The sequence below is a fragment of the Synechococcus sp. MIT S9509 genome (assembly GCF_047303035.1).
Lineage (GTDB): Bacteria > Cyanobacteriota > Cyanobacteriia > PCC-6307 > Cyanobiaceae > Synechococcus_C.
In genome coordinates this window covers 478,577-504,882 of the sequence record NZ_CP138940.1, presented here as the reverse complement: position 1 = coordinate 504,882, position 26,306 = coordinate 478,577, and the positions used below count along the sequence as shown (strand labels likewise).

Genomic DNA, 26,306 nt, shown 5'->3' with positions numbered 1-26,306 from the left:
GCTCCGGTGCTGAACCTCCTCTGGGAGATGGCTCCCTGCCTCCTCGGGGGGGCAGTCATTGGACGATGGCGATCACAGTGGATCGCTCCCCTGGCCTCTCCGCTGGTTCGTTTCGGCGTTCCTGTGAGCCTGATGGGACTGCTGCTGCATGGCGGCCTCAACAGTTCATTGTTCGGCATTGCGCTGCTCGCGGTTGCGGCCATCACCCTGATGCTGGTGATCCTGCACTGGCTCGGTGCAGGCATCACCACCCTGGGCCGACCGGATCTGCAACTGGGCAGCTGCATCGGCAACACGGCCTACTTCGGGATTCCAGCCACCCTGGCCCTGCTTCCACCGGAGGCACTGCCGGTGAGCATTGGTTACGACCTGGGTGCCACCCTTTTGGTCTGGAGCCTGGGGCCTCTCTGGCTGACCAGGAAAAACCAAGTCGACACCTCCCACAGGCGTTGGCGCGATCTGCTGGGACATCTCAGTGCCAGCCCTGCAACACGTGGACTGCTCGGGGCACTGATCGTGAAAGCGAGCCCATGGCATGAGTCGATCCGTGATGCTCTTTGGCTGCCATCACGCGCTGTCATCGTGCTGGCGCTGGTGGTGGTGGGAATGCGACTTGGGGATATCGCAGCACGGAAGCTGAAGGGTCCAGGCCTAGATCTGGGTGCACCGCTGCTCTGCAAGCTTGTGGTGTTTCCCACTCTGGTGCTGCTGATCAGCCTGGCCTGTCCACTGCCTGGCTACGCACGGCAGGCGTTGGTTCTGCAAGCAGCAGCTCCTACAGCAATTTCCGTTTTGCTCATCGTTGAATCAGAACAGCTGAACGCCACGGGACCGTCACAACTGATCCTGATCAGCACGATGGCAGCTCTGATCAGCGTCCCTCTGTGGGGATTGCTGGTCAGTCCACTGAGCGGAATACCCGGAACGTGAGGTTGAGCCTCGCTTGTTTCACACGCTTTCGCACCGGCAAGCCATGCATCCAGAGTTTTTGACAATCAGGATCCATCAGCAGAAGGTCGCCGTCATCAAGATGGACATCGCAACGCGTTCCACTGAATCGATGGCGGAACTGCAGATCTCTGCTCGATCCAAGCGACAAGGAAGCAATCGGAAATGACGGATCAATCTCAGGTTCGTCATCAGCATGCCAACCCATCCGGTCCTGACCATCCCGGTAGAGATTGAAAAGACAGCCATTGAATGGCGCTGAGCTCCGGGACGAGACAAGATCCAGAAGAGGCAGGAACCAGTCAGGCCAGCCCTCGCCTCGATGCACCGCTCCGCTGTACCGATAGGACACCTGGCGATCGGCCAGAAAAGCCGTGAGTCTTGGCACCAGATGCCATCGTCCATAAACGCGCACCTCCGGTTGCTCCCAGCTGATCAGCTCAACACAGCGGTCCATCCAGATCCGGCTGATGTCCGCTGGCAGCCAGGCCGGTTCGTGAGTCCAGTTCACCGCCACAACGTCTTCGTCTGCGGCCATCCCCTGCACACCATCAAGGTGAAACACTTTGGCGCCCACTCCGCACTGATGGAGCATGAAGACGGATAACAGCGTGATCGAAGTTGCCGGCCACAGCCCATAGATTGCAATGATGGGAGCAAGGATCACTCTGGAAACGTTTCTGAAGCGAGCCAAACAGCGCTTCGGTGATCAGTTCGACTACTCCGGCATTCAGTGGCGCAGCTACAAGAGCCCGGTGAAAATCCGCTGTTGCAAACATCCTGTACAGGAAATCACCATCACTCCTGAGCGGCACCTACAGACCACCGGCGGTTGTAAACATTGCCTGCGTGAGCGCCGGGTGGAAGCCCTAGAGCGTGAACTCAACAGATCATCAGCTCAGCCTGCTGCAGAAGTCCCTCGACCCACAGCCGAGGCGATAGCAGCTGAATGACGTTTGGTTCAGCCGTGCAGCTTTTCAAACCAGAACCCTGCCAGCTGCCAGCTGGAGAGCAGAAAGATTCCCAGGAACAACCAGTTGAGCCATGCAGGACGCTCCTTCTTTTCGAACATACAAACTGGGGACGTTGAACTCATTTTCGCCCAAGTCAGCGTCAAATCAATCAGAATTATCCAAACGACATTGATTGATTAAACACTGTCAATCTGCAGGGCTCTCTTGAGATCATGCATACCCTCAAGCTGCTGATGCACAGACTTTAATTGTCTCTGAATGTGATCGCTCTGGGGGAGACCATTGAGTGATGCGAGTGCGAGCTCAAGATGCTGCTTGGCATCAATGAGAAGACGACATTCAAGACTGCCAGGTTCATAGCTCATGCGCAGAAAGCACCTCTCACCATTCAGCAACAGACCTTTAACAACAGCTGTGTGAATCACAACAATCTGATGTATTGATCATGGCTCCAGCCCCTGATCACACACTTCGACATCAACAACCCTCACCGTTTCCATGCACTGGTTGGAGAGGTAGCGAAGGGTGCGGTTCCTCACCACCTCAACTTCCATGGCGTTCCAGGCACCACCGATCACGCAGCCGACGAGGGGGATCGTCTTGGTGATCAAGGCCCTCTGAGTCACCCTGCGACCGAAAACCTTTGTGATCACTGCATTGATCAAACGCAGGCTGTGTTGATTAATCAGGAGCAACACAAAGTCCCGCGTAGCTGTCTTGGCAGCCTTGAGACCGAACTCGGCAGCAAACTGACTGATCACACTCGAGCCCAGCACAGGAACGAGCAATTCGAAACGAGCTGTATCGCTGTCGAGGAAACCGGGAATCAACAGCTCGGCGGCACAGGCAGCGGCAAATAACTGAGCTCGGGTGGCGATGGAAAGATCTGCCAGCGCACCAGCCATGCTCAGCAGCGGATTCGCGGCAAGGCCCATGGCAGCTCCAGCCGTGATCACGCGCAAACGCACGTCGCCGAAGGCCTGCTCTGCGAGCTCCTGGGTCGTCGCCTGCGGAAAACGTCGCCGAAGCAGCATCACTTCCTGGCGGACTGTGCAGACATCGAAACCAATAACCCAGTCGAGATACTCGGCAACCGAGCTGAGCGGCAAAGCAGTCCCCCGAGCGATTACCTCAACTTATCGGCAATGAATGCTGGCTTCATGCCCAACTTGTGGAAGGCATCCCCCAGCACTAGCGGGCAAGACGATCATGGTCTGAAACCTGCTGAGATTCTGGCTCGAAAGCACCCTGGACAACAAATCAAACGGTCCATCAACGGGCCGGTCACCACAGCCCTGATCGAATGAATTCCAGCTTCGGCGATGAACGCCTGTTCTTCCCAGCAACCCAGCGCAACCGTGCCCCCATCGGCGATGTTCTGGCGGAACAACTCCAGTGCACAGGATTGGTTCTGGAAATTGCCAGCGGGTCAGGCGAGCACGGCGTCAGCTTCCAGAAACGCTTCCCGAAGCTCACCTGGCAGTGCAGCGATCCTGATCCTGAGCATTGCCGCAGCATTGATGCCTGGATCCGCCACGAGCAGCTGACGCAGCAGATGCCAGCAGCCCTGACGCTGGATGTCAGAGACCCCGACTGGCTGGAACAGCTGCAGGAGCCTGTCCAGGCTGTGGTGGCGATCAACCTGCTCCATATTTCAGCCTGGGATTGCACCACTGCTCTGTTGCGGCAATCGGCAGCTCTGCTGCCGAGCGGAGGAAAGCTTTGCGTCTATGGGCCCTTCAGTGTGGATGGCCGTCACGTCAGCGCAAGCAATATCAGCTTTGATGCCTCTCTGCACCAGAGCAATCCCGCCTGGGGAGTAAGGGACCAAACAACGGTTTTAAGAGAGGCCTGTGAAGCTGGCTTGACACTGCAGAACATCGCTCTGATGCCTGCCAACAACCGCATGATCACCTGGATCCGCTGAGTCCACGAGACCCTGTGCAGGCACTCAGCAGAGACTGAAGGCGGACTCCACGGGTTCAGAGCGGCAACAAACAGGCTTCAGAGGTTGAAAGCGACCCTCAAGCAACTGCACAGTAACTCTCAGGTTGCCGTGCAGTATCTCCAGGCTATGGTGCAACCGAAGCAAAGACCCATCGGATGGCGCCCCCACGGGAAAATCAGGTGAAGCTCACTGTCTCCGTCCCGCCGAGCCTGCATGTCCTGCTGCGCAGCTGGGCTCAGTGTGAGGGGCGCGAGCTGACCAGCGTGGTCCTGCAGTGTGTGGAGCTGTCAGTACGACAACTGAAAAGCAACGGATCAATCCCCGCTGGTGCTGTGCGGAACTACGAACTGGCCTGTGAAGAGCGTCTGGCCGCCGGCAGCGCAACGCCATGAACATTCTTCAGATCGAAGACGCACTGCTGGCTCCCTGCATGGATGCCGTGATCGCCGTCACTGAGCGCTACCAATTCCTCGAACTCCACCGCGGTGCGCGTGTTTTCACCGCTTACAGAGAGATTGACCATGTGATGTACCTGGGGTTCCACGACGATCTGACGGAACGCTCCCTCACGCAACTCAGGGAGCGGGATTTCCAGTTGCTGGCGGCCAGAGAAGGGACTCGTCGCGAGCACCGGTTGCTGCTGCTCACCCTGAAGGAGATCGGCTATGCAGCAAGTTATGGGGAGGGTTACTACAAAGCCTCACGATCCCTCGCCCGCCATCTGCGCAACCTCGGATGGCCATTGGGAACGCTCGCACAGCTACTCAACACTCCGCGCATCAACAGGGAAGATCCCACCGGTTGACACTAGAAATTCATCCAGTCGCCCGATCCGTACCAGCCGAAGGGCATGTCACCCCAGTCGTCACCGACCAGTTGCTGATCGGTGGGCATCGGCCCCGAACTGGGTTGGGAACCGTCAATACAACCTTCAGGTGAGGTGAAACCACTGGAAAAGGCCTCACAGTTCACGAGACCTTGCTCAGACCTCGCCACCGAGGCCACACCAAACAACAACAACGAGGCTGCAGCACAAGCAAGCAGGCGCATGATCAATCCGCTGACAACTCGATTCTGATGCTGATCAGCAGGGCATAACTTGTTGCAACGGCTGGAGCCCAGCCCATTGTTGGAGCGCACTCCATGTGCGCAGGCGCTGCTCGATCCATGAATGACCCAGTGCATTGAGGTGAATCCCATCGGACTCCAGCCACTGCAGCCAGTCAGGCTCAGCCTGCATGGCCCTGTGAAGGGAGAGATAGGGAACATCCGCCTCCAGACAGGCTTCCTCGATCTGGGCTTCATGCAACGCAATGTCGCTGTTGCGGTACCAGAGACAGTCGGCAAACGGCATCGCGTATTCATCAACAGGCGTCAATCCGAGTGCAAAAACGGAGCAGTGGGGCTGAATGGCCCGCAGCAGCTGTTCAAAGCCGTAGCGAAAGGCCTGCGCGTCTAGGGGTTGTCGGCCGTCAGCGCGACCGACCCGAGCCGTGTCGTTAAGCCCCACCGACAGCAACATGGCCTCGGGCTTCTTCCGGCGCAATTCTCCTCGGCAAGACCACTCTCGTTCCCATCGGGCTGACACCGCCTCGAGACCGTCACCGCGAACACCCAGCCCGTAGATCAGTGGTGCATCCGGAAGCTGCATCCAGTGACAGCGAAGACGTTCACACCAACCGCCCCTCTCACGATCACCCCAGCCCACCACGCCGCTGTCTCCGATCACGATCAGTTGACGGGGAGCCCGCATCCATTCACCGCTGTTGAGCTGAACAGAGTCAGCTTTGCAGCCAGTGCTGCCGTGACCGATCACTGAGCCATTCACCGATCAGGGTCAGCGCCGCATAAGTGGTGATCAACAACAACACCGCCGCCCAGTGAAAAGAGCTGAGCGATTCCAGCAGTTGCCAGCCCAGACCACTTCCACCGATCAGACCAACCACCACCGTTTCTCGCAGAATCACATCACTGCGATAAGCCCCATAGGCGAGATGGGCAGGACTCCTGGGGCTGAGTGATCCATACAGCCAGCCCACCTGCGGGGACGCTCCGCTGCTGGTCAGAGCAACTTGTGCGGAGTGATCCTGCTGCTCCAGCCCCTCCTGCAGCAATCGCCCCATGACACCGCTGTTGTGTAGTCCCAGTGCCAATGCGCCAATGGCCAGGGTTGGTTGGTTGCTCAGCAGGAGCAGGAGCACCGCGAGAGGTGGAGGGATCACCCGCACCAGAATCCAGAAGCCACTGATGCAGTGTTGCCAGGGTCTCGCTGGGTTGAGCAGCAGCAGCAATGGCGGCAGGCCAATGGCAATGCCTGCTGCCAGAACCGTCAGAATCAGTGTTTCCCACAGCATCGACAACCAGGGGAGCTCCTGAGCAGCGAGCTGGAGGCTGTGAAGATCAGGCCATTGCACAGGAAGCCAGTTCAGGGAGCCTGCCTCGGGAAACAGGTGAGCCAGCCAGAGGCCCCCAAGACCTCCTGAGAGCCCGACCGCGACGGCAAACCCCATGGCCTGGCGCTGTCCGAATTGCGCCTGTTCACCCCAGCTTCTCCAACAGCGGAGTCCCTGCTCCAGAGCGATGGTGACCAGCGTCAACAGCCAGAGTCCCGACCACAGTTCATGGAACTGCAGAGATTTCAGACTCAGTTCCAGATCCATCCCCAGACCGCCAAGCCCGAAGACCCCAAGCAAGGTTGCACTGCGCAACGCACACTCCAGTCGGTAGCCCCCGTAACTCACAAGCACCGATCCCATCGCAGGCGATAACGCCGTCATGCAGGCGGCCATTGGAGACGAGCCGGTCTGAAGAATGGCCTGCAGTCGTGAAGGATCCAGACTTTGCAGCTGATCGCGCCAGACACGGGCGATCAGGCACGAATAGGGAAGCAAGATCGCCATCACCGCCACCCAGGGATGCAACCCAAGCACCTGAAGCAGCAGCAATCCCCAGATCAGCTCATGGATGGAGCGGGGCAGGGCCATCAGGCGCCGAAGCACGATCGCTGGCCAGGCTGGAAGAGACCAGGTGAGCCAGAGACGCTCGGAACTCAGGCACCCCAGCAACACGCCGAGCACAAGACTGCAGCTCCATCCAGTGAGCGCAGTGGCGACCGTCACCTGCAGACCGATCAGCAGGGCCTTCAACAGAGCCGGGTCCATGGAAGGGCTGACAGCACCGACCACAAAAGAGCCCAGAATCTCGGCCCCACCCCCATGGGCTCCGTTCAGCACCACAATCAGCACCGGCAGCAGGGCAAGAGCCGGCAACAGCACTAGGGCTGGCGCCGTGGGCCGCACTGGAACGATCACGGCGCATACAGATCGCGCAGATCATCGACTGAGACAGCCGATGCAGGCGCATCGATCACAAGCCGTCCAGCGCGAAGGCCAAGCACCCGATCAAAACGATCGATCAGCTCCGGTCGATGCAGAGACACCACCACTGCCTGCGCACCACCGCGCAGCTTGCCATCGGCTTCAGAGGTGAGAAGTCTCTCCAGGACCTCGGCCGCAATGGCCGGATCAAGACTGGCAAGGGGCTCATCCGCCAGCATCAGATCAGGTTGTTGACGAAACAGTCGGGCCAGGGCCACCCGCTGCCGCTGACCTCCCGACAGCTGCCCCACAGAGCGATCAAGCCCCGTGTCAGCCAGCAGGGATTCCTCCAGACCTGCCTCACGCAGACAGGATCGGCTGGCCTCCGCATCGACCCGAAACAACAGGTTGGCCAAAGCCCACGGCAGGCGACGGCGGCCAAGAGCGCCGGCATTGACGTTCTGACCAATGCTGAGCTCTTCGATCAGACGCAGGTCCTGCCAGAGGGTGCCGATCCGCGCACGCTGTCGCCGGCTGAGCGACGCAATCGCCATACCCTGAAACCGCGCGTGCCCTGCTGCTGGGGTCAGGCTGCCGTTGAGAACACCGATCAGTGAACTCTTGCCGGCACCACTGCGTCCGAGCAGGGCGATGCGCTCACCGTTCTGGAGCCTGAAAGTGACAGCGTTCAGCCGGTCCCCATGGGGACCGGCAACACGCACCTCATCAAGCTCCAACAGCGCTGTCACCTGATCTTGCCCAACTCACGGCCCACCTTTTCGATCGGCTTGTACTGACTCGCCTGCGCGGGAATGAACCGCTTCGCCGCAAACAGCTCAAGAATGGTCACCTGACGCGGCGTGGTGGGCTTAAGACCGAGGATCGCTTTCTGAAGGCGCGTGGTGAAACGCTTACCAAAGCGCTGATCCAGCTTCGGGCGAACGACCCAGTGGTAGTCCACGTATTCAGGCGTTCGCCAGATCACAGACACCTTCTTGGTGTTCACGCGCCCGTTGTTCACCGCAGAGGTCCAGACCTGCTCATTGAGCGCACCCGCTTCATAGGCACCGCTCTGCACCACAGCGATCGTGGCGTCATGGCTGCCACTGAATCCGGCTCGACCACCACTGAACTGACTGGGAGTCACCCCGGCTTTGGCAAGAAAATGCTGTGGCATCAAACGGCCGGAGGTCGAACTCTCTGAACCGAAAGAAAACCGCTTTCCTCGCAGACTGGTGAGACCGTTGATCGAGCTGATCGGTTGCAGCCCGGAGCTTGTGTTGGCAATGAAGACACTGCGGAAGCGGGCGTCAATGTCGCGCTGAGCAAGCACCTGTGCCCCTGGCGTCTGCAGGCGCGCCTGCACACCGGTCAGGCCGCCAAACCAGACAAGATCCAGTCCACCGGTGCGAAAAGCGCTCACAGCCGCGGGGTAGTTGCTGACCGGTACGTAGCGCACCTTCACGTTCAGGCGGTCACTCAATTCGTCTGCCAACTGGCCATAGAGACGATTCAGTCGCTCGGGATTCTGATCCGGGATGGCCCCCACCTTGAGCGTGGGCTGAGCAACAACGGGCAAGAACGTAACCCCTTGGCAGAGCAGCACTGCCAGCAGGGAAACGGCCCGGCGTTCTCGTGAAGCCATGTCGCAAAAAAACCTGGGTGATCGAGTTGTCTGCCGACCTCAGCCAGCTGGAAGCAAGCGCGCTAGGCGAGACAGACCATCAGCGATCGTCTCACGCGAGACAGCGCAGGACAGACGCACGCAGCGGTCATCGCCAAAGGCCCCACCGGGGACGATGGCCAGGCCCTCCTCCTCAAGAGCCCTCTGGCAGAAACTCACCGAATCACCACAGCCTTCAGGAAGCTGGGGAAAGGCGTAGAAGGCTCCATTGGGGGGAACGAGCGTGATGCCTGGTAGGGCCTGAAGCCCCTGCACCAGAATGGTGCGGCGCTCGTTGTAGCTCTCCGCCATCTGTCTCACGCAGTCCCTGGAAGCCTCGATCGCGGCGGTGGCTCCTCGCTGAGCAAAGCTGCACACATTGCTGGTGCTCTGGCTCTGGAGAGCGGAAGCTGCCTTGATCACTGAGGAGGGGCCACTGAGATAGCCAAGGCGCCATCCGGTCATCGCCCATCCCTTGGCGAAGCCGTTCACCATGAAACATCGATCTCTCAGATCGGGCGCCAGAGCCGCGAAGCTGTGGTGCACAGCGCCGTCATCAAGCAGATATTCATAAATTTCATCAGTCATGACCAGCAGACGTGGATGACGCCGGACCAGCTCAGCGAGTTCCTGCAGCTCATCAAGACTGAGGACACGGCCGGTGGGGTTGCCCGGCGAATTGATCACCAGCAAACGGGTAGCCGGAGTGATCGCTGCCTCGAGCGCCTGCAGATCCAGGCAGAAACCGTTGCTCGCCGATGAAGGGACTGAAATCGGCCGCGCACCGGCCAGGCGAGCCATCTCGGGATAACTGAGCCAATAGGGCGCAGGAATCAACACCTCATCGCCGGGGTTGAGCAACACCTGAAACAGATTGAAGATGGCCTGTTTGCCCCCGTTGGTCACCAGCACCTCATCTGCTGTGGTGGGGAGACCGTTCTCATTGGTGATCTTGCAGGCGATCGCCTGCCTGAGGGCAGGATCTCCAGCAGCAGGTCCATAACGCGTGACACCATCACGCAGCGCCTGGATGGCAGCCTCAACGATGAAAGCAGGGGTGCCGAAATCGGGTTCACCCGCACTGAGGCTGCAGATATCGCGACCCTGCTGCTGCAAGGCCTTGGCCCTTGCACTGATCGCCAGGGTGAGAGACGGCTGGAGGGCTTCAGCCCGGCTTGAGAGGGATGGCGGGCGTGACATCAGGGCGGCACCCCTCCAGTGGATGCGCAAGTAGAAGCCTGATCATCCTGCCTGATGTGGTGTCAAAAACAACAGTGATGACGTGTAGCCCACGAGAAGACAGCAACGGATTTCGCAGCCAGCCTCGAGAGCAGGGATCATGTCTGAATGACTGGTGACGACATCGCTCTGAGCTGGGTTCTTGCTGCACGCAGGCCAGAGCAGCTGGCGAGGTTCTATGGGGATCTTCTGGGCATCACCCCCCAACCTGGCGTGGCCGTCCATCACTGGATCGTTCCTCTGCAGGGGCAGGGAAGCCTGCAGATCTACACACCCTCACGCAAGCGTCCATGGCCTTCCTCAGGTTCGGCTCTGGCGCCTTGTCTGCAAAAGCGGGCGAAGGCTGAACCCCTGCTGGAACTCCGGCATTGGCATCAGCGCGTGATTCGACTCGGAGGCAGAAGCACTGAGGAGCCGAGACTGGAAGCCTTCGGCGCGGAATGCTGGTTGGAGGACCCAGAGGGGCAGAGATTCCTTCTGCTTGTGCTTCGGCCAGAACCGACTGATCAGCCGACTCGATGACAGAACCACAGCAAAACCCGACGAACCTTGGACAGCAGAAACCACGATTGGTGGTTGGACGCGGCAATCCGAATGCACGCCTGATGCTGATCGGCGAAGCACCCGGGGCTGAAGAAGATGTTCAAGGTCTCCCATTCGTGGGTCGCTCAGGGCAACTGCTCAGTGAACTGATGATCGAAGCGGGCCTGGATGAACAACACGAGCTCTACATCTGCAATGTGATCAAGTGCAGGCCACCCAACAACCGCAAACCCACAGCAAAGGAGATTGAGATCTCCCGACCCTGGCTGAAGCTACAGATCGAACTGATCGATCCAGAACTCGTGTTGCTCTCAGGCGCCACAGCCCTGCAGGCAATGCTTGGTATCCGAAGCGGCATCAGCAAACTGAGGGGCCAGTGGCAGAACCATGACGGCCGCGACTTCATGCCGGTGTTTCATCCCTCCTACCTGTTGCGCTTCCGCTCTCGCGAAGTTGGAACACCCCAGGACCTGACCCTGCAGGATCTGCGAGAAGCCAGACGCAGACTGCATCTGCTCTCGGAGAGCTGAGCCGTTCCGAGGCATCGGCAAGTCACTGCGCTGACGTCTATGCCAAGGTTTGGCTCAGAACCAGCCCGATCCATGACCGGCACCTTGACCAGTGCTCCTGAAAGCAGCAGTGAAGTTGCCATCAATCCCCGTTACGACACGGTGATTCGCCGGCGAATCACGCGCACGGTCATGGTTGGCGAAGTCCCCATCGGCAGTGAGCACCCGGTGGCCGTTCAATCGATGATCAACGAGGACACCCTCGACATCGAAGGATCCGTGGCCGGGATCCGCCGACTCGTTGATGTGGGCTGCGAAATCGTGCGGGTGACCACTCCCACCCTGGCTCACGCCAAGGCCATGGGTCAGATCCGCGCTGCCTTGCGCGCCCAGGGATGCAATGTTCCGCTTGTGGCCGATGTGCACCACAACGGCATTCGGATCGCCCTGGAAGTGGTCAAACACGTGGACAAGGTGCGGATCAATCCCGGTCTGTTCGTGTTCGACAAACCTGACCCCAATCGGCAGGATTTCAGTCAGGAGGAATTCGATGCCATCGGAGAACGCATCAAGGACAAATTCTCACCGTTGGTTGAAGCACTCAAAAAAGAGAACAAAGCTCTGCGCATTGGTGTGAATCACGGATCCCTGGCGGAGCGCATGCTGTTCACCTATGGAGATACTCCCGAAGGAATGGTGGCGTCAGCCATGGAATTTGTTCGTATCTGCGACGACCTTGACTTCCACAACATCGTGATCTCGATGAAGGCGTCCAGAGCTCCTGTCATGCTCGCGGCCTATCGAATGATGGCTGACACTCTCGACAACGCAGGGTTCAATTTTCCATTGCACCTCGGAGTCACCGAAGCCGGTGATGGGGATTACGGACGCATCAAAAGCACCGCAGGAATCGCAACCCTGCTCTCGGAAGGTCTTGGGGACACGATCAGGGTTTCGCTGACTGAATCTCCTGAGAAGGAAATCCCAGTCTGCTACTCGATTCTTCAGGCTATTGGCTTACGTAAGACCATGGTCGAATACGTGGCCTGCCCGAGCTGCGGTCGTACTTTGTTTAATCTCGAGGAAGTGCTGAATCAGGTGAGAAATGCAACCTCTCACCTCTCCGGGCTGGACATCGCCGTGATGGGATGCATCGTGAATGGGCCTGGCGAGATGGCAGATGCTGACTACGGTTATGTCGGAAAAGGTCCAGGCACCATCGCGCTCTATCGAGGTCGTGAAGAGATCCGAAAAGTGCCGGAAGCCGATGGTGTTCAGGCTCTGATTCAACTGATCAAAGACGACGGACGCTGGGTGGATCCTTGCTGAATTCGTTAATCTGAAGGATCGGACCTGAAGGACATCAATGACCACCAAAAGTCCGCAGTCGCGCCTCGCACAGCACAGAGGTTTGCTGCTGTTGCTCGGAGCCGGTGGTTTGACAGCAGCTATCGCTGTGGCAGCACCAGGCCTTGGGCTGCCCAGCACCAATTCCTCCTCGATTACCAACAGCCCCAAGGAGGTTATCGACCAGGTCTGGCAGATCGTCTACAGAGATTTTCTGGATTCTTCAGGCAAATATTCCCCTGATACCTGGACCAGTCTGAGAAGAGATCTGCTGGCTAAAAGCTATGCAGGCACTGATGAGTCCTATGAAGCGATCCGAGGCATGCTGGCCAGCCTCGACGATCCCTACACCCGTTTCCTGGACCCGAAGGAGTTCAAGGAGATGCAGATCGACACCTCCGGCGAGCTCACGGGAGTTGGCATCCAGATCACTCTTGACAAAGACACCAAAGAGATTCTTGTGGTGTCTCCGATTGAAGGAACACCTGCTGCCAGGGCAGGGGTCCAACCCAAGGACGTGATCGTTTCGATCGACGGTAAATCCACGAAAGGAATGACCACTGGAGATGCTGTCAAGTTGATCCGAGGGCAGGAAGGCAGCCAGGTGACCCTCGGGCTGCGGCGCAAGGGTGAAGTGGTGACTGTTCCGCTCAAAAGAGCGCGCATTGAAATCCATGCCGTTGAGAGTCGAATCAACACCTCGGCGGATGGCAAGAAGGTTGGCTACATCCGTCTCAAACAATTCAATGCCAACGCTGCCAGGGAGATGAGGGCCGCCATCCGTGAGCTCGAAAAAGAGGGTGCTCAGGGCTACGTACTCGATCTGCGCAGTAATCCCGGAGGGCTACTGGAAGCCAGCATCGACATCGCACGGCAATGGCTGGATGAAGGCACGATTGTCAGCACCAAGACTCGTGACGGTATCCAGGATGTACGGCGTGCCACCGGCAGCGCGCTGACGGACAGTCCTGTGGTGGTGCTGGTGAATGAAGGTTCAGCCAGTGCAAGTGAGATTCTTTCCGGTGCGCTCCAGGACAACAAGCGAGCTGTGCTCGTGGGTCAGAAGACCTTTGGGAAAGGATTGGTCCAGTCAGTTCGCGGCCTCTCGGATGGGTCAGGGCTGACGGTCACCATCGCCAAGTACCTCACACCCAAAGGCACCGATATCCACAAGAACGGGATCCGCCCTGATGTGGATATCAAACTCAGTGACAAGGAGATCCAATCGCTGACCGTCGAGCAGCTCGGCACCGGCAAAGACAGTCAGTACAGAGCGGCTGAAACAACTTTGATCAAAGCACTGCGTTCTCCGCAGCGCGGTCAGGCTTACAACCCTGGATCCGCAAATCTCCGCTCCGCCCTTCAACGGTAGGGATATAGACCGAATCCTTCACTCTCACTTCGGCTGCCAGTGCGAACGGGGTTTCGAGTCACAGGCACCGCTGCCATTGGCGGGATGGAAGCCGGGCTGTCTTGAATCCTGCGCACCATTGCTCTGCAGCCTCCAGCTGAATTAATTGCTCCATCGACAGAGGCCAGCTCGAAGCGCTGTCCCCAGCCCCGTTGCCATCCCCAGATCTGCCCCTGGCGATCAAGAAGATCGACAGCCTGGGCACGGCTCAGCCGTCTCTCCCGCATCAGGCATGTGGCTGTGGCCAGTGAAGCAAGTTGCAACGATGAGGTCCGACCAGACATGGAACCCCTGGGATAGCGAGGCACCGGTCTGGAAACGGGCATCACGGGGACACCCCTGCCTGACGGGAACCCTCCAAGGGGGAGTCCTCCTGTCGGAAAACCACCCATGGGAACACCCCCCATCGGAACACCGCCCATCGGCATGGGGCCATTGCCACCGAATTGACCAAGCGCCGCCAGCGCCAGTTGCATCAACAGTGAATTCATGAAAAATCTTGGTTTTGTTTGTGAACAATTGGTGACGGTTGTCGATCAGACGCGGATCTGAGCCCCGCAGTAGCGATCAAACAGCCGCAGTACATCACCAGGTGGGAGCTTTGCGGTGTATCTGGCCTCCAGTTCCGCTAACTGCTGCTGCCTTGGGTAGACACGCAGTGAACGCACTTCAGCGGGATGGCTTCGCGCAAGCGCTGAATACATGGCGCGATGGTGCTGTCGGTCTGAGATGGAGCCACCTGCACAGCGCTGCATACGGTGGGTCGCCTCATGGGCAAGAGTGTCCCAGACCTGGGCGGGAGACCTGTGCGAGCGACAGACCACAACGGTGTCGCTACGCGGGTGATAAAGACCCTGCAACCCCTTTTGAGCACAATCCCTCTGAAGTACACGCACACCAGATCGAGTGAGCTTGTTGCGCAGAACATCAATCGCCTCCCATGACACCGCTTGCGCCGGAATGGCACTAACCAGTGGCAGCCAAATAATTGAGAGACAACAGCACCAATCTCGAAGTAAAGGTCGGTTCAAATGCCCTGAACAAATCGGAACCGGTCCAGGCTCTTATACGACTACAAAAAAACCATCACCCAAATGGGTGATGGTTATGAGGGAATGTGACTGATCCAGTGACTGATGCATCCGCAGAACTCATGCAACTGGCTGCATCAACCCTCCACCAGGTGAGGAATCGTCGTCGTCGTTGTTCTGAGAATCGTCTTGCCAGAGGGCATACACACCAAGAGCGGCGGCACCGATCAAGCTCGAAAACAAACCCATTGAACTCATGCTGCCGATCGGATCGATGAATTCGCCCACAAGGTCATTTTCTCTCCCAGCAGTGTAACGAAGAATTGCGCATTGTGTCGGAACTTTCTCATTTTTGGCCGAGCCGCAAATGCCGAGCCGCGAATCAGGCCAGATCAGACGCTGAGAACGGCCTCATTACGGGAGATCTGCTGCTTTTCACGCTCTTCGGCCGTGAGCCCATCAGCATCGGGAATCTGCGCAGCCATCTGCTCAAGCCAGCCCTTGAGTTCCTCCAGCTGCTTCTCCATCGGCAACACACCAAGACCCCGAGCCATCACCTTGGCGATCGCACCAGATCCGGACTGATACACCAGACGCCCGTGCAGGTGCTGGGGCAAACCTTGACGCAGCAGTCGAAAAGCCGGCTCTTCCATCGGTGTTTCCAGAGCGATGTTTGGCTTTTCAGGCCGGATGCGCGAAAAACCGCAGCGTTTGGCCAGAAGTTTTAGGTCCATCAGCTGGAGCAGCGACTGCACCGGGCCTGGCAGAGCGCCGTAGCGGTCAGCCCAAATCACTGCGAGTTCCACCAGCGACTCGCTCGTGACACACTCAGCGGCCGATCGATAAGCCGCCATCTTTTCGTCGGCATCGGTGATCCAGTCAGCAGGGATGAATGCAGTGACCTGCAGATCAACCTGGGTGTCGTCGACAGCAGGGATGTCCTGCCCCTGGATCTCAGCCAGAGATTCCTGAAGCATCTCCATGTAAAGGTCAAAACCGATGGCCTCCATCTGACCGCTCTGCTGAACTCCCAGAAGATTGCCCACACCACGGATCTCCATATCCCTCATCGCCAGCTGGTATCCACTGCCCAGCTGGGCAAATTCCTGAATCGCCCTCAGTCGCTGCCGAGCTGCTTCGCTGAGAGAGGAGTGACCGGGATAAAACAGCCAGGCATGGGCCTGGATCCCACTGCGGCCGACACGCCCCCGCAGCTGATAAAGCTGCGCCAGACCGAAACGATGCGCATCCTCAATCAGAATTGTGTTGACTCTTGGAATATCCAGTCCGCTCTCCACAATCGTTGTGCAGAGCATCACGTCAGCTTCACCACCGTTGAAAGCCACCATGGCGCTCTCCAGCTCGCCTTCGGCCATCTGGCCATGTGCAACAAGCAAACGCAGGCCAGGAAGCATCTGACGCAGCTGACCCGCCACCTCTTCAATCCCCTCAACCCTCGGAACCACGTAAAACACCTGTCCACCCCGGTCGAGCTCCTGGCGTATTGCACTGCGAACCGCTTCCTCATCGAGCGCGGCCAGATGCGTCTTGATCGGTCGGCGTAATGGAGGGGGCGTGGTGATCAGACTCATTTCCCGCACTCCTGACAAGCTCATGTAGAGCGTTCGCGGTATTGGAGTTGCCGAAAGAGTGAGCACGTCAACGTCCTTGCGCAGCGCTTTGATCTTCTCCTTCTGATTGACACCGAAGCGCTGCTCTTCATCAACCACCAGCAGGCCGAGCTTGTCGAACACCGTGCTCTTGCTCAGCAATTGATGGGTTCCCACCACAGCATCAATCGTCCCGTTCTGAAGACCTTCAAGAATCGATTTACGCTCGCTGGTGGTCCGAAAGCGATTGAGAAGCGCCACCTTGATGGGATAGGGCGCGAAGCGCTCAGAAAGCGTTCGCCAGTGCTGCTGAGCAAGCACGGTTGTGGGAGCCAACATCGCCACCTGCTTGCCTGCGGTGATCGCCTTGAAAATGGCCCGGATCGCCACCTCGGTTTTGCCGAAGCCCACATCGCCGCAAACGAGACGATCCATCGGTTGCGACTTCTCCATATCCCTCTTCACATCTGCTGTGGCCTTCAGCTGATCCGGAGTCGGTTCGTAAGGGAATGATTCCTCCAGCTCGTTCTGCCAGGGACCATCGACAGGGAACGCGAAGCCAGACGCCTGATGTCGCTCGGCGTACAGCTTCACCAGGTCGAGCGCCACCTTGCGCAAGGCCTTCCCGGCCCGTTCCTTGGCCTTGACCCAGGCTGATCCGCCCATCCTGCTGAGCTGGGGGGGGGCATCACTGTTGGCGCGGTAACGACCGAGACTCCCCAGCTGGTCTGCCGCCACACGCAGGATTCCGTCTGCGTACTGCACCACCAGATAGTCACGCGCCTCGCCGCTGATGGCCAATTTCTCCAGCTTCTGAAAACGACCGATGCCGTGATTGCGATGCACCACGTAATCCCCGGGCTGCATCTTGTTGGGATCGACCGTGCGGCTGGCCGCTTTGCGGCGGCGGCGCACATAGCCGGTGCTGGTAAGTGTCTGCTGCCCGAAAAACTCCCGGTCAGTGATGAGAGCAATCCGCCAGGCGGGAAGCTGCAGCCCCTCGAGGTCAGCTGTGCCGCGAGTCTTCAAAGCAACAGGGGTTCCCTGTTCAATCAGACGCTCAATCGCCGGCGCATCCGCCGCATTGGGAACGAAACGACTGATGCAGTCATGCTCTTCCAGCAACGCAACAGCTCGACTGGGCTGGGCAGACAACAGCCAAACGGCCTGTTTCTCCTTGCCATAGCTCTTGATCAGTTCTCCAAGCTTTCCGAATTGATTGGGATAAGCCGGCACAGGACGACTGTTGAGATCAAAAGCATTGGGATGGCCATCACTTTCCTGCAACTCGGCCAGATCAAAGCCGGGGAAGGCTTCTGCCAGCCCCATCGCCTCCTCGATATCGCGGTGCAGGATCGGCAGCGGCAACGCCAGTTCGTCGTGATGCTCCCTGGCATGGTCGAGCCATTGGTCGCCATGGGAGCGGCCATGGCGTCGTTCATCAATGGCCACACAGCTGTCGGCCGGGAGATAATCAAGCAGCGAGGCAGGCTGCTGCCATGCCAGGCCAAGCAGGCGGCGCATGCCCTCGGGAGTCCCGCCCTCCAACAAATCAGAGAGGCCTTCCTCGCTGAGAAGCTGATCCAGACCATCGGGCATGGCCTCGCGAAGCTGTTCGGCGATCAGAGGACTGAAGCCTGTCGGCGTCAGTCGCAGGCTCTCGATCGGGTCGAGGGAACGCTGGCTGGCGGGATCAAATTCACGCAGCTTGTCGAGCTCATCACCGAAGAACTCAAGACGCACCGGCAGCTCACTGCTGACAGGGAAGACATCAACGATGTCGCCACGCCGGCTCCAGGTGCCCTCCTGATCGATGGTTGAAACCCGTTCGTAACCGAGCTGGGCCAGGCTGATGGCCAACTCCTCAAGGTCGACGCTGTCACCTTTGCGAAGGGTTCGGCATCGATCAGACAAAGCCTGCGGCGGTGGCAGATGCGGTTGAAGACAGCGCTCCGTGGCCACAATCGCCAGATCGCGGCTCCTTTGATCCACCTGCAATTCACTCAGCACCTGCAGCTGGCCCCAGGTGATTTCACTGGTGGGATCAAACGGTTCGTAGGGCGAACCCTCACTGGTGGGATAAAGCTGGGCACTGCGCCAACCCATCAGTTCCAGAAGAGCCGTCCACCGCCCCGCCTCCTCGAGGGTCGGCACCACCACAAGCAGAGGCCGGTCCTGATGGCGGGCCAGGGCACTGGCCACGAGAGCCCTTGCTCCACGGCTGCCGCCGCGCAGCAGAAGCCTGTCGGGGCGATCGATGCGTTCGCCAAGCTCACTGGTCAACGCTGAGCACTGCAGCAGGCGCACCAGGGAGCTGAGGGGCATGGCAAGACCACCGACGGCAGCGCATGATTGTCGCAATTCATTGTTCGCCACTGCGTGCATCACGCCGCGCTCTTCGGCCATGCCTCGATTCCGCTGCCCTGATTGCTGTTGTGGTCCTGCGGTTGTTCTGCGTCCGCCGAAAGGGGCCCTGCCCGTGTGCTCCCGCTGCGGCAGCGTGATGGAACGGCAGCCACTGGTCAGGCCCATTCCGCTGGCTGTTTTTCTGACGGTGAGCTCAGCCCTTGTGGGACTCTCCATACCAGCGCTTTTAGGTCCTCCACCGCCACCCAGGCCTCCGTCATCGGAAAGCCTCGCTTAAGCCTTTCCCTCACACCTGAAAACAAGCAGACCAAGCGCCACCATGAGCAAGCCGAGCATGCATCGATCAAGCCGACTGGAACGCAGATTCGAGGGGCTGATCTGGAAGTTCCGGCTGGTCACGCTGATTCCCGTGGTCATGAGTCTGCTGGGAAGCATCAGCTGCTTTGTCATCGGAACCTACGCAGAGATCAGCGTTCTGAGAAAGGTGATTCAGGCTGACTTCACCCATGACAGCAGCACGCTTCTGATCGGGAAGGTGGTAGGAGGCATCGACTACTACCTCATCGGCATCGCCCTGCTGATTTTTGGTTACGGCATCTACGAGCTTGTGATCTCCGACATCGACCCACGTCAGGCCGATGAATCGTCCTCAAGACGCAACCTGCTGAACATTCAGGATCTCGATGGTCTGAAACAGAAACTCACCAAGGTGATCATCGTTGCCCTGATCGTGACAGCTTTCAAGGTGATGGTGAGCTTTGAAGTGAAATCCATCACTGAACTGATTCAGTACTGCGCAGGGGTGCTGATGCTCGCCTTCAGCGCTTACCTGATCGGGCGCACCGGCAAACACTGATCGAGTGAACAGTCCTCACCCTTGAGGATGAATCCATTCATCACCAGGGGGGAGGTGCACCACACCTGACTCGGCGGAGCTTGAAGTGGCTCATGTTCGATGTCAGCGATGACCAAAGACTCAACACCCAAAGCAGTTCAAAAACGGCTGGAGCGTCAGCGCCGCCATGAACATCGCCGCCGGATCCCACCCCGGATCCTGCAACGAAATCACACCGTGCTGAAGCACCTTGGACTTGCGCACCTCGGAGCCAACCGCCTGCTGCACAACGGCTGCGGCGAACACGATGATCTCGTTCAGGAAGGCCGCTATGGACTGATCCGCGCGGTGGAGAATTTTGAGGCCGACCGCGGCCACCGGATCAGCAGCTACGCGATGTCGCGGGTCACTGGCCAGATCAGGCATTACCGCAGAGACCGGCTGCACCTTGTGCGAATCCCATGGCGACTAGGAGATCTGCATGCGCGCGGAATGAAAGAAAAGGAACGACGGTGTCATGCAGGCCTGCCGCAGTTGAGCGATGAAGACCTCGCCCAACAACTCGAGGTCACCACTGATCGCTGGCGAGACGCCTGCATGGCTCACAGGTCGCGTCGAATCGAGTCACTGGATCATCAGCTCAGCAACAACGATGGGTCCTCTCAACCAGAGACCCGGATCAGCTGTCTTCCAGATCACGGGGGCCAAGAGGCTGATCCACAGCGCGAATGGCTGAGCCGAACGCTGAAAACGCTGAAGCCGGATCACTGCCGTTGGATCTGCGCCTTCTGGATCGACGGTCTGTCGCTGACGGAGATTGCAGAAGGCGAATGCGTCGACAGGCAAACCCTGCGCACTGCACTGGAGGAAATCCTGATCACCCTGCGTGCCGAAGCGGCTCGACATTTCAAGCCGACAATTTCAGAAGCCAGGCGGCAATCATGGCCAGTGCTGCCGCCCAGGCGGTCTGCAGGCCATTGACCAGTTCGTTGGTCAGCCAGGGCCATCGGTCCTGGCCGAGAGCCCCAAGCAGACTCTCCAGCAATGTGGAGATAAAACCCACCACCAGCACGATGGCGAAGGCAGCGCCGGATTGAAGCAACCCAAGAAGAGCCATCACGAGCGTCATCAGCAGACTGCCGAAAGCACTGGCCAGGGTTCCTTCCACACTCACAGCACCCTCGGTGCCTGCGGGCACCGGCCGAAGGGTGGTGATCAGCAGGGTGGTGCGGCCCCAGCGCTTGCCGATCTCACTCCCGAAGGTGTCGGCCAGTTTGGCTGCAAAACTCGCGGAGAAACCAATCAGCAACAACGTCGGCGAGCCGATGCGAGCGGCGATCAACAAAGCCAGCACAAGACCGGTGAAGGCTGAGCCCCAGACATTTTCCGGTCCGCGACGGCCGCCTCGACCCTCGGCAAGCCCCAGCTCATGCTTCCTGGCAAAGCCCAGCTTGGTGACAAGGGAACCAAGCACCAGGTAGAGCACAACAGCCAACCAACCACGCCAGGCCAACGAGCCCCAAAGCACCGTGCCGAGGATGCCTGCATGGCACCAACCGGCCCTGGTCAGCAGTGGAAAGCGCTGCGCCAGACTGATCAAGAGCGCATTAACCAAAAGCGCGGTGAGCCACAGCGAAACGGTTTGAGACGGAAGCTCAGGAGGCGCTGAAAACATCTGGCTGTGTTGCACTGCCCTAAGCATCAGCGCTGATGGCAGCTTCGGCACGGATAATCATCGTGATGATTTCCGCGCTCCGGCATGGTGCTGAACAGAAAGGGCTTCTTCCTTGAGCTGGGAGACCATGAACCAACAGCACCAGAGAGCAAGGCTGCGACCAAACCTGACACCAAGCCGGCGAAGGTTGAGAACGCTTCGAAGTCACCCCAGCCCGCAGCGACTTCTGCTCCAATCGAAGCAATCGCTTCAGCTCCAGTTGCCGTTGCGTCCGAAAGCAATACCAACAGAACAGCAGAGAGTGCCGAGGTCGTGGCCAAGGCGAAGCCATCACTGACCACTGCTGAAGCCATCGCCGCGGAACTGGCTGAAGCAGATTCAGCAAAACCAGAGGTTGAACTCGTCACCTTCGCCCCACAGGCTCTTCAACCCGGCAACTCCATTCGTCCTGGCAAGCGTCGCCCTGGCAACAATCTGGCTGGATTTCGCAGCATGGCGAGCGACCTGTTCAAGAGCTGATGGATCCGGCTCATCTCTGACAGATCCGCCCATCAGAGGTGCATTGCAACACCGGAATCTCAGCAGCTGAGAGTGCGCCAGTTGGTCAGGCTGCTGGCAGCAGCCACGGCGGCGGTGGAGGTCCGGAGGATGGTGTCTCCAAGCGAAACAAACAGCCAACCTGCCGCTTGTGCTGCAGCAAGCTCCTGATCACTCCATCCCCCTTCAGGGCCGATCGAGAGCCAGATGGAACGATCCTTGAAGGATTGAATCGCCAGCAGTTCAGCCAGTCGGAGAGTGCCTGCCTCACGGGTGACCGCAATAAGACGCAGGTCGTTCTGATCCGGTTTCGCCCACCAATCCGCAGCGGCACACAATCCCGGCAACTGTGGAGCCCAGAGCCGCTCACACTGTTCCACAGCTTCCTGAACGATCGAACGCCAACGCTCCGGACGATGCTCCGCCTGTGGAACGCAGCGTTGACAGTCAATCGGCTGAAGCCGATCCACTCCCAACTCACACGCCATTCGCATCACGTCATCCATTCCTCGACGGATTAACGCAATGGCCAACCCCACCTTCGGCAAGGGTGAAACCACGTACTGGCTTGGCATCGTGAGATCAGTGCACAACTCGAGATGTTGTCCGTCCAGAAGACGTGCCATCCAGAGATGACCGCAACCATCAATGACATCAACCAGGGAACCCTGCTTCAACCGCAAAACTTTGCGCAGGTACCGCGATTCATGATCCTCGAGCTGAAAACGACGTTGAGCATCCGCAGACTGCAACCGGTGAGAGTCGATCAGGAGGCGCCGTCGTTCCGCCACGTCAGCGATCAACCCATACCAGGGAAAACACTGTCGGGATGGTCCTCCACCGGCCAGTCGTCATTCACACCCCCGATCAGCAGCTCCTCAAGCTGCACCACATCAGAGTCAAGCTGACGCAGGGCATTGATCAGAACATCAAGGGCAATCCCATCACTGGTGCCCAGATCAATCCAGCAACGGGCCCAGTCCTGCTGGTACTCCATCTGCCCCATGTTGTGCATCAGAGCTGGCATCACTCCTGATGAGTCCTCGTTTTCGTAGCTCATCCAGCTGAGCTCATCGCCTTCCTCATGCACCTGCAGACTTTCAGCATTGAAACCGCCAAGACGTCCCAGCACATACCAGCTGTCAAAGATGCCATCGACATAATTCCGCTCTCCCTGACTGGGAATTTCGCTGAATCGCAACCAGACCCAGCAGTTGAACGGATCAACCTCTCGAAAGCGAACGCGCATGACCCACCGCTGACATCTTCATCATCGCCGGCAAGCGCACAATCGACCATGCTGGAGAGCCAAGGCAGCCCGGATCGGGGCATTCGATCAGAATGCTGGAACTCAGCGATATCAATTACAGACCTGCAACCGCGGAGCAGTCTGTGTTGAACAGCATCCAGCTGAAGGCCGATGCCGGTTGCCCACTGCTGATTTCCGGCGACAGCGGCAGTGGCAAGACAAGCCTGCTGGAGGTGATCAGCGGCATGGCAGGCGCTGACAAGGGCAGCATCAGCTGGAACGGTCAGCCACTCAATCAGCGCCAGCGACGCTGGCTGTGCGGAGTGGTCTTTCAGTTTCCGGAACGACACTTTCTGGGCTTGAGCGTGAGCCAGGAACTGAAGCTGGGCCACCGGCGGCTGAGCAGTGAAGCCATGATCTCAGCACTTCGAAAGGTCGGACTCAGCGGGGTTGATGGACGTCAGGCGCCCGAGCGTCTCAGCGGCGGACAGCAGCGGCGACTGGCCCTTGCAGTGCAGTTGCTGCGCGAGCCTGATGTGCTGCTGCTCGATGAGCCCACCGCAGGGCTCGACTGGTCAGTGCGTGCCGAGGTTCTGGAACTGCTTGACCGGCTCAGCCAGGACCGTTTGTTGATCGTGGTCACCCATGAGCCGGAACTGTTCCAGGGCTGGAACTGTGTGCACCTGCGCCTTCGCAATGGCCGTTTGCATGCTCTGTCACCATGACGCCTGGATTGTTGAAGAGCCATGGCTGATCGGCTGGTCCGTGCCACCGCAGCAGGTGGTGGAATCAGGCTTGTGGCGGTGACCACAGGCGAAACCACGCGTACCGCACAATCACGTCACGGGCTCTCATACCTCACCACAGTGATGCTGGGTCGTGCCATGGGTGCAGGACTGCTGCTGGCCAGCTCCATGAAGGTTCGGCATGGACGCGTCAACCTGCGACTGGGCTCAGACGGCCCTTTGAACGGCCTGACGGTGGACGCCGGCCGAGACGGGAGCGTGCGTGGCTTTGTTGGCAATGCCTCGCTGGAACTTGATCCGATCCGTGATTCGCAAGGGCAAGTCAGTTTCGATTTCAACTCGGCAGCTGGAACGGGTTATCTGCACGTGGTGAGGGACGACGGGAAGGGCGAACCGTTCAGCAGCACGGTGGAACTGGTCAGCGGGGGAATCGGAGAGGATGTCGCCTCCTATCTGCTCCACTCCGAGCAGACGCCCTCTGCAGTGTTCGTAGGCGAAACAATCAACAGCGAAGGCCTGCAGAGCAGTGGAGGTCTCCTGGTTCAGGTGCTGCCCAAGGCAGCGGAGGAGCCAGCGCTGGTGGCACTGCTTGAAGAAAGATGCCGGGAGATAGAGCACTTCAGCGAGAAGCTCCATCACTGCGGCGACCACCCGGAACAATTGCTGACCGAGGTTTTTCCGGATCTAGATCCCCAGCCCATTCCAACCAGTGAACCGAGCCAGGCGGTGCGCTTTCACTGTCCCTGCAGCCGGAAACGAAGCCTGGGCGCTCTGGCGTTACTGGGCACAAAAGAATTGCACTCCATGCTCAAAGAGGACAAAGGAGCCGAACTTACCTGTCATTTCTGCAGTGAGGTTTATCAATTCAATGAATCTGAGCTGCAGAGCCTGATCGATGACATGAATCGATCAGGCCAGTAACAGCGCTCCTGCAATCAACAGCATCAGAGTCGGCAAGGCCTGGCATTGTTCAACACCCAGAGGCAGGCCTGCCTGAGCAGTGGCAGCACTGAGCAATGCACCCACAGCAAGACCCGCAATCAGAAGCAGAAGGGTCCAACCGAGCGAACCCAGGGGACGGCGACCACGCTTGACCTGACTGATGAACACACCGATCGTTGACAAGGCCAGCAGCAGATCGATGGTCTGAGGTGCGAGCAGCAGCAGCAGCAAGGCCAGAGCACCGGCGATGGATCGCACTACAAGTCCCTGACCCTGCACCAGCTGCAGGTCGGGCATGAACCCGGCGCCACCAAGGGATGGAGCCGGCAGCGACATACCTCGCAGTCGCGTCAGCAGAGCTGAAGGACCATTACCACTGCTGGGCACTCCGGCGGAAACCTGTTGGCGCTCAACCTGCGACGCGGAGGCTGCAGCGGAACTGAGACGACCGGACTGGCGGTCACGCAGACGCTCCATGAGCACAGCGTCATAAGCAGCCTCCACACGGGCACGGGCTACTGCATCTTCACCACAGGAGGCAACAACTCGATCTCTGGCTTTCTGTACGTCATCGAAACCAGCTCCGGGACTGACGCCGAGCAAGGAATAGGGATCTTTCGGATCAGAATCAGAACCTGGATCCAGCCCAGCAGCCATTCGTCTACGAAAATCTGAATAGAGATTATCGAGAGACCCACCCAAACGAGCACAAACTCTGGATTTGGAAGCGACTCAGAACAGTGGGGGGCCGTGACGAAATCCATGCAGACGCTCGAAATGATTCCGAAAGCTGGGAACCTCTGTGTCCAGCAAAACCTGACGATGTCTGATCAGAGGCATCTGTGGTGGCAGGTGATAGCCCTCAAGAAGCTCAACGTGGTCCCGATGGTCACGAAAACAGACGTAATCGGTACCGCCATCATCACAGGGACGCAGAAGCCAGAGGGTGTCCACAACAAACCGCTTCAGTGGCAACATTCTGGCGATCGAATTGCTGGCCCGTGAGCGAATAGCAGTTGTGGTTGAATCTCAACATTTCAATAAGGATTGGGATTCAAACTGCAAGTGATTTTATTCGGATTTCATCAAGTCTCTGAGATGGTTGAGCATTAAAGCCAGGAAGAACAGGACCAATGAGTTGAAGATCTGATCAATGGAAAACATCACTATCGGCAGACGAGGTTGATCAATTTGTGCCGAATCTGATCTCCTGCTGAAGATCAAAGAACTTTGTGAAAATGACAAATCAACACGCACAGTTCTATCAATAGACCACGAACTGGAAACGGAAAACAGTGAGCCACTGTCGCGGCCTTAAACGAGGGAAAGAATGAAAAAATATTGCCATGATCACCATCCAGTGTGGAATGCATAAAAGCCTTCCGTTGGATGAAGCGTTTTGAATACCTGACATC

General features: G+C 58.4%; 31 protein-coding genes. 14 read left to right on the top strand and 17 right to left on the bottom strand.

The window, feature by feature from the left end; genetic code table 11:
• Positions 1-27: 27 nt before the first annotated feature.
• Complete coding sequence (locus SIB73_RS02845; protein WP_413403096.1) at positions 28-930, top strand: AEC family transporter; 903 nt, start codon at positions 28-30, stop codon at positions 928-930.
• On the opposite strand, the gene SIB73_RS02840 is transcribed toward SIB73_RS02845, so the two are convergent.
• Entirely contained in the window at positions 899-1,486 is a 588-nt protein-coding gene (locus tag SIB73_RS02840; RefSeq protein WP_413406468.1) for an alpha-ketoglutarate-dependent dioxygenase AlkB family protein, read from the bottom strand. The genes SIB73_RS02845 and SIB73_RS02840 overlap by 32 nt on opposite strands.
• Before the next feature lie 112 nt (positions 1,487-1,598).
• On the opposite strand from SIB73_RS02840, the gene SIB73_RS02835 reads away from it, so the two are divergent.
• Positions 1,599-1,901, top strand: coding sequence for a hypothetical protein (locus tag SIB73_RS02835; RefSeq protein ID WP_413406470.1), 303 nt, complete (start codon positions 1,599-1,601; stop codon positions 1,899-1,901).
• Between the two features lie 464 nt (positions 1,902-2,365).
• Here SIB73_RS02835 and SIB73_RS02830 read toward each other — a convergent pair whose 3' ends face one another.
• Entirely contained in the window at positions 2,366-3,031 is a 666-nt protein-coding gene (locus SIB73_RS02830) for a hypothetical protein (RefSeq protein ID WP_413403098.1), read from the bottom strand.
• Between the two features lie 194 nt (positions 3,032-3,225).
• Between SIB73_RS02830 and SIB73_RS02825 the strand changes: the two genes are divergently transcribed.
• The 3 genes from SIB73_RS02825 to SIB73_RS02815 all read left to right on the top strand — a co-directional run bounded on the left by SIB73_RS02825 (position 3,226) and on the right by SIB73_RS02815 (position 4,675).
• A complete protein-coding gene (locus SIB73_RS02825) occupies positions 3,226-3,849 on the top strand; it encodes a DUF938 domain-containing protein (RefSeq protein WP_413403100.1) in 624 nt (207 codons plus the stop codon).
• 176 nt (positions 3,850-4,025) lie between these two features.
• The gene (locus SIB73_RS02820) at positions 4,026-4,262 is read left to right on the top strand and encodes a hypothetical protein (RefSeq protein WP_413403102.1); all 237 of its coding nucleotides are present in this window, start codon (positions 4,026-4,028) and stop codon (positions 4,260-4,262) included.
• Entirely contained in the window at positions 4,259-4,675 is a 417-nt protein-coding gene (locus SIB73_RS02815) for a hypothetical protein (RefSeq protein ID WP_413403104.1), read from the top strand. The genes SIB73_RS02820 and SIB73_RS02815 overlap by 4 nt, the downstream gene beginning before the upstream one ends.
• A 2-nt stretch (positions 4,676-4,677) precedes the next feature.
• On the opposite strand, the gene SIB73_RS02810 is transcribed toward SIB73_RS02815, so the two are convergent.
• The 6 genes from SIB73_RS02810 to SIB73_RS02785 are packed head-to-tail and all read right to left on the bottom strand — an operon-like array spanning position 4,678 to position 10,050.
• Positions 4,678-4,920: a hypothetical protein gene (locus tag SIB73_RS02810; protein WP_413403105.1), complete on the bottom strand. Its 243-nt coding sequence runs from the start codon at positions 4,918-4,920 to the stop codon at positions 4,678-4,680.
• Between the two features lie 34 nt (positions 4,921-4,954).
• Positions 4,955-5,623 carry a GDSL-type esterase/lipase family protein gene (locus SIB73_RS02805; RefSeq protein WP_413406472.1) on the bottom strand — a complete coding sequence of 223 codons (669 nt, stop codon included), beginning with the start codon at positions 5,621-5,623 and terminating at the stop codon, positions 4,955-4,957.
• A gap of 28 nt (positions 5,624-5,651) precedes the next feature.
• Positions 5,652-7,178 (bottom strand): phosphonate ABC transporter, encoded by a 1,527-nt coding sequence (locus SIB73_RS02800; RefSeq protein WP_413406474.1) that lies wholly within the window; start codon positions 7,176-7,178, stop codon positions 5,652-5,654.
• Positions 7,178-7,936, bottom strand: coding sequence for an ATP-binding cassette domain-containing protein (locus tag SIB73_RS02795; RefSeq protein ID WP_413403107.1), 759 nt, complete (start codon positions 7,934-7,936; stop codon positions 7,178-7,180). Before SIB73_RS02795 ends, SIB73_RS02800 begins: the two co-directional genes overlap by 1 nt.
• Positions 7,933-8,832 (bottom strand): putative selenate ABC transporter substrate-binding protein, encoded by a 900-nt coding sequence (locus SIB73_RS02790; protein WP_413403108.1) that lies wholly within the window; start codon positions 8,830-8,832, stop codon positions 7,933-7,935. The genes SIB73_RS02795 and SIB73_RS02790 overlap by 4 nt, the downstream gene beginning before the upstream one ends.
• Before the next feature lie 39 nt (positions 8,833-8,871).
• Entirely contained in the window at positions 8,872-10,050 is a 1,179-nt protein-coding gene (locus SIB73_RS02785) for a pyridoxal phosphate-dependent aminotransferase (protein ID WP_413403110.1), read from the bottom strand.
• Between the two features lie 147 nt (positions 10,051-10,197).
• Here SIB73_RS02785 and SIB73_RS02780 point away from each other — a divergent pair, with 147 nt between their 5' ends.
• From SIB73_RS02780 to SIB73_RS02765, 4 genes are all read left to right on the top strand, one after another.
• Positions 10,198-10,611, top strand: a complete 414-nt coding sequence (locus tag SIB73_RS02780) for a VOC family protein (RefSeq protein ID WP_413403112.1) — start codon at positions 10,198-10,200, stop codon at positions 10,609-10,611.
• Positions 10,608-11,162: a uracil-DNA glycosylase gene (locus SIB73_RS02775; protein WP_413403114.1), complete on the top strand. Its 555-nt coding sequence runs from the start codon at positions 10,608-10,610 to the stop codon at positions 11,160-11,162. Before SIB73_RS02780 ends, SIB73_RS02775 begins: the two co-directional genes overlap by 4 nt.
• Before the next feature lie 72 nt (positions 11,163-11,234).
• Positions 11,235-12,470 carry a (E)-4-hydroxy-3-methylbut-2-enyl-diphosphate synthase gene (gene ispG / locus SIB73_RS02770; RefSeq protein ID WP_413403116.1) on the top strand — a complete coding sequence of 412 codons (1,236 nt, stop codon included), beginning with the start codon at positions 11,235-11,237 and terminating at the stop codon, positions 12,468-12,470.
• 37 nt (positions 12,471-12,507) lie between these two features.
• Positions 12,508-13,860 (top strand): S41 family peptidase, encoded by a 1,353-nt coding sequence (locus SIB73_RS02765; RefSeq protein ID WP_413403118.1) that lies wholly within the window; start codon positions 12,508-12,510, stop codon positions 13,858-13,860.
• Here the strand turns inward: SIB73_RS02765 and SIB73_RS02760 are convergent.
• The 4 genes from SIB73_RS02760 to mfd form a co-directional block, all read right to left on the bottom strand.
• On the bottom strand, positions 13,851-14,390 hold the full coding sequence (locus SIB73_RS02760) for a hypothetical protein (RefSeq protein WP_413403119.1): 540 nt from the start codon (positions 14,388-14,390) through the stop codon (positions 13,851-13,853). The genes SIB73_RS02765 and SIB73_RS02760 overlap by 10 nt on opposite strands.
• 45 nt (positions 14,391-14,435) lie before the next feature.
• Positions 14,436-14,846: a hypothetical protein gene (locus SIB73_RS02755; protein ID WP_413403120.1), complete on the bottom strand. Its 411-nt coding sequence runs from the start codon at positions 14,844-14,846 to the stop codon at positions 14,436-14,438.
• Between the two features lie 204 nt (positions 14,847-15,050).
• The gene (locus SIB73_RS02750; protein WP_413403122.1) at positions 15,051-15,218 is read right to left on the bottom strand and encodes a hypothetical protein; all 168 of its coding nucleotides are present in this window, start codon (positions 15,216-15,218) and stop codon (positions 15,051-15,053) included.
• A gap of 104 nt (positions 15,219-15,322) precedes the next feature.
• Positions 15,323-18,865, bottom strand: coding sequence for a transcription-repair coupling factor (gene mfd / locus SIB73_RS02745; protein WP_413406476.1), 3,543 nt, complete (start codon positions 18,863-18,865; stop codon positions 15,323-15,325).
• 361 nt (positions 18,866-19,226) lie between these two features.
• Between mfd and SIB73_RS02740 the strand changes: the two genes are divergently transcribed.
• Both SIB73_RS02740 and SIB73_RS02735 read left to right on the top strand, forming a co-directional pair.
• A complete protein-coding gene (locus SIB73_RS02740; RefSeq protein ID WP_413403124.1) occupies positions 19,227-19,763 on the top strand; it encodes a YqhA family protein in 537 nt (178 codons plus the stop codon).
• A 108-nt stretch (positions 19,764-19,871) separates the two neighbouring features.
• Positions 19,872-20,723 carry a sigma-70 family RNA polymerase sigma factor gene (locus tag SIB73_RS02735; RefSeq protein ID WP_413403126.1) on the top strand — a complete coding sequence of 284 codons (852 nt, stop codon included), beginning with the start codon at positions 19,872-19,874 and terminating at the stop codon, positions 20,721-20,723.
• Here SIB73_RS02735 and SIB73_RS02730 read toward each other — a convergent pair.
• On the bottom strand, positions 20,650-21,417 hold the full coding sequence (locus SIB73_RS02730; protein WP_413406478.1) for a TIGR00297 family protein: 768 nt from the start codon (positions 21,415-21,417) through the stop codon (positions 20,650-20,652). The genes SIB73_RS02735 and SIB73_RS02730 overlap by 74 nt on opposite strands.
• 84 nt (positions 21,418-21,501) lie before the next feature.
• On the opposite strand from SIB73_RS02730, the gene SIB73_RS02725 reads away from it, so the two are divergent.
• Entirely contained in the window at positions 21,502-21,936 is a 435-nt protein-coding gene (locus SIB73_RS02725) for a hypothetical protein (RefSeq protein ID WP_413403127.1), read from the top strand.
• A 59-nt stretch (positions 21,937-21,995) separates the two neighbouring features.
• Here the strand turns inward: SIB73_RS02725 and SIB73_RS02720 are convergent, their stop codons facing one another.
• Together SIB73_RS02720 and SIB73_RS02715 are read right to left on the bottom strand one after the other, a co-directional pair.
• Positions 21,996-22,745 carry a 16S rRNA (uracil(1498)-N(3))-methyltransferase gene (locus SIB73_RS02720; RefSeq protein ID WP_413403129.1) on the bottom strand — a complete coding sequence of 250 codons (750 nt, stop codon included), beginning with the start codon at positions 22,743-22,745 and terminating at the stop codon, positions 21,996-21,998.
• Positions 22,746-22,753: 8 nt separating this feature from the next.
• Complete coding sequence (locus SIB73_RS02715; RefSeq protein WP_413403130.1) at positions 22,754-23,203, bottom strand: DUF3531 family protein; 450 nt, start codon at positions 23,201-23,203, stop codon at positions 22,754-22,756.
• A 92-nt stretch (positions 23,204-23,295) separates the two neighbouring features.
• Between SIB73_RS02715 and SIB73_RS02710 the strand changes: the two genes are divergently transcribed.
• Both SIB73_RS02710 and hslO read left to right on the top strand, forming a co-directional pair.
• Positions 23,296-23,928, top strand: coding sequence for an ABC transporter ATP-binding protein (locus SIB73_RS02710; protein WP_413403132.1), 633 nt, complete (start codon positions 23,296-23,298; stop codon positions 23,926-23,928).
• A 21-nt stretch (positions 23,929-23,949) separates the two neighbouring features.
• Positions 23,950-24,870: an Hsp33 family molecular chaperone HslO gene (gene hslO / locus SIB73_RS02705; protein WP_413403134.1), complete on the top strand. Its 921-nt coding sequence runs from the start codon at positions 23,950-23,952 to the stop codon at positions 24,868-24,870.
• Here hslO and SIB73_RS02700 read toward each other — a convergent pair.
• Complete coding sequence (locus tag SIB73_RS02700; RefSeq protein WP_413403136.1) at positions 24,859-25,548, bottom strand: CPP1-like family protein; 690 nt, start codon at positions 25,546-25,548, stop codon at positions 24,859-24,861. The two genes, hslO and SIB73_RS02700, sit on opposite strands and share 12 nt — an antisense overlap.
• Positions 25,549-25,623: 75 nt before the next feature.
• The gene (locus tag SIB73_RS02695; RefSeq protein ID WP_413403138.1) at positions 25,624-25,869 is read right to left on the bottom strand and encodes a hypothetical protein; all 246 of its coding nucleotides are present in this window, start codon (positions 25,867-25,869) and stop codon (positions 25,624-25,626) included.
• Positions 25,870-26,306: the final 437 nt, after the last annotated feature.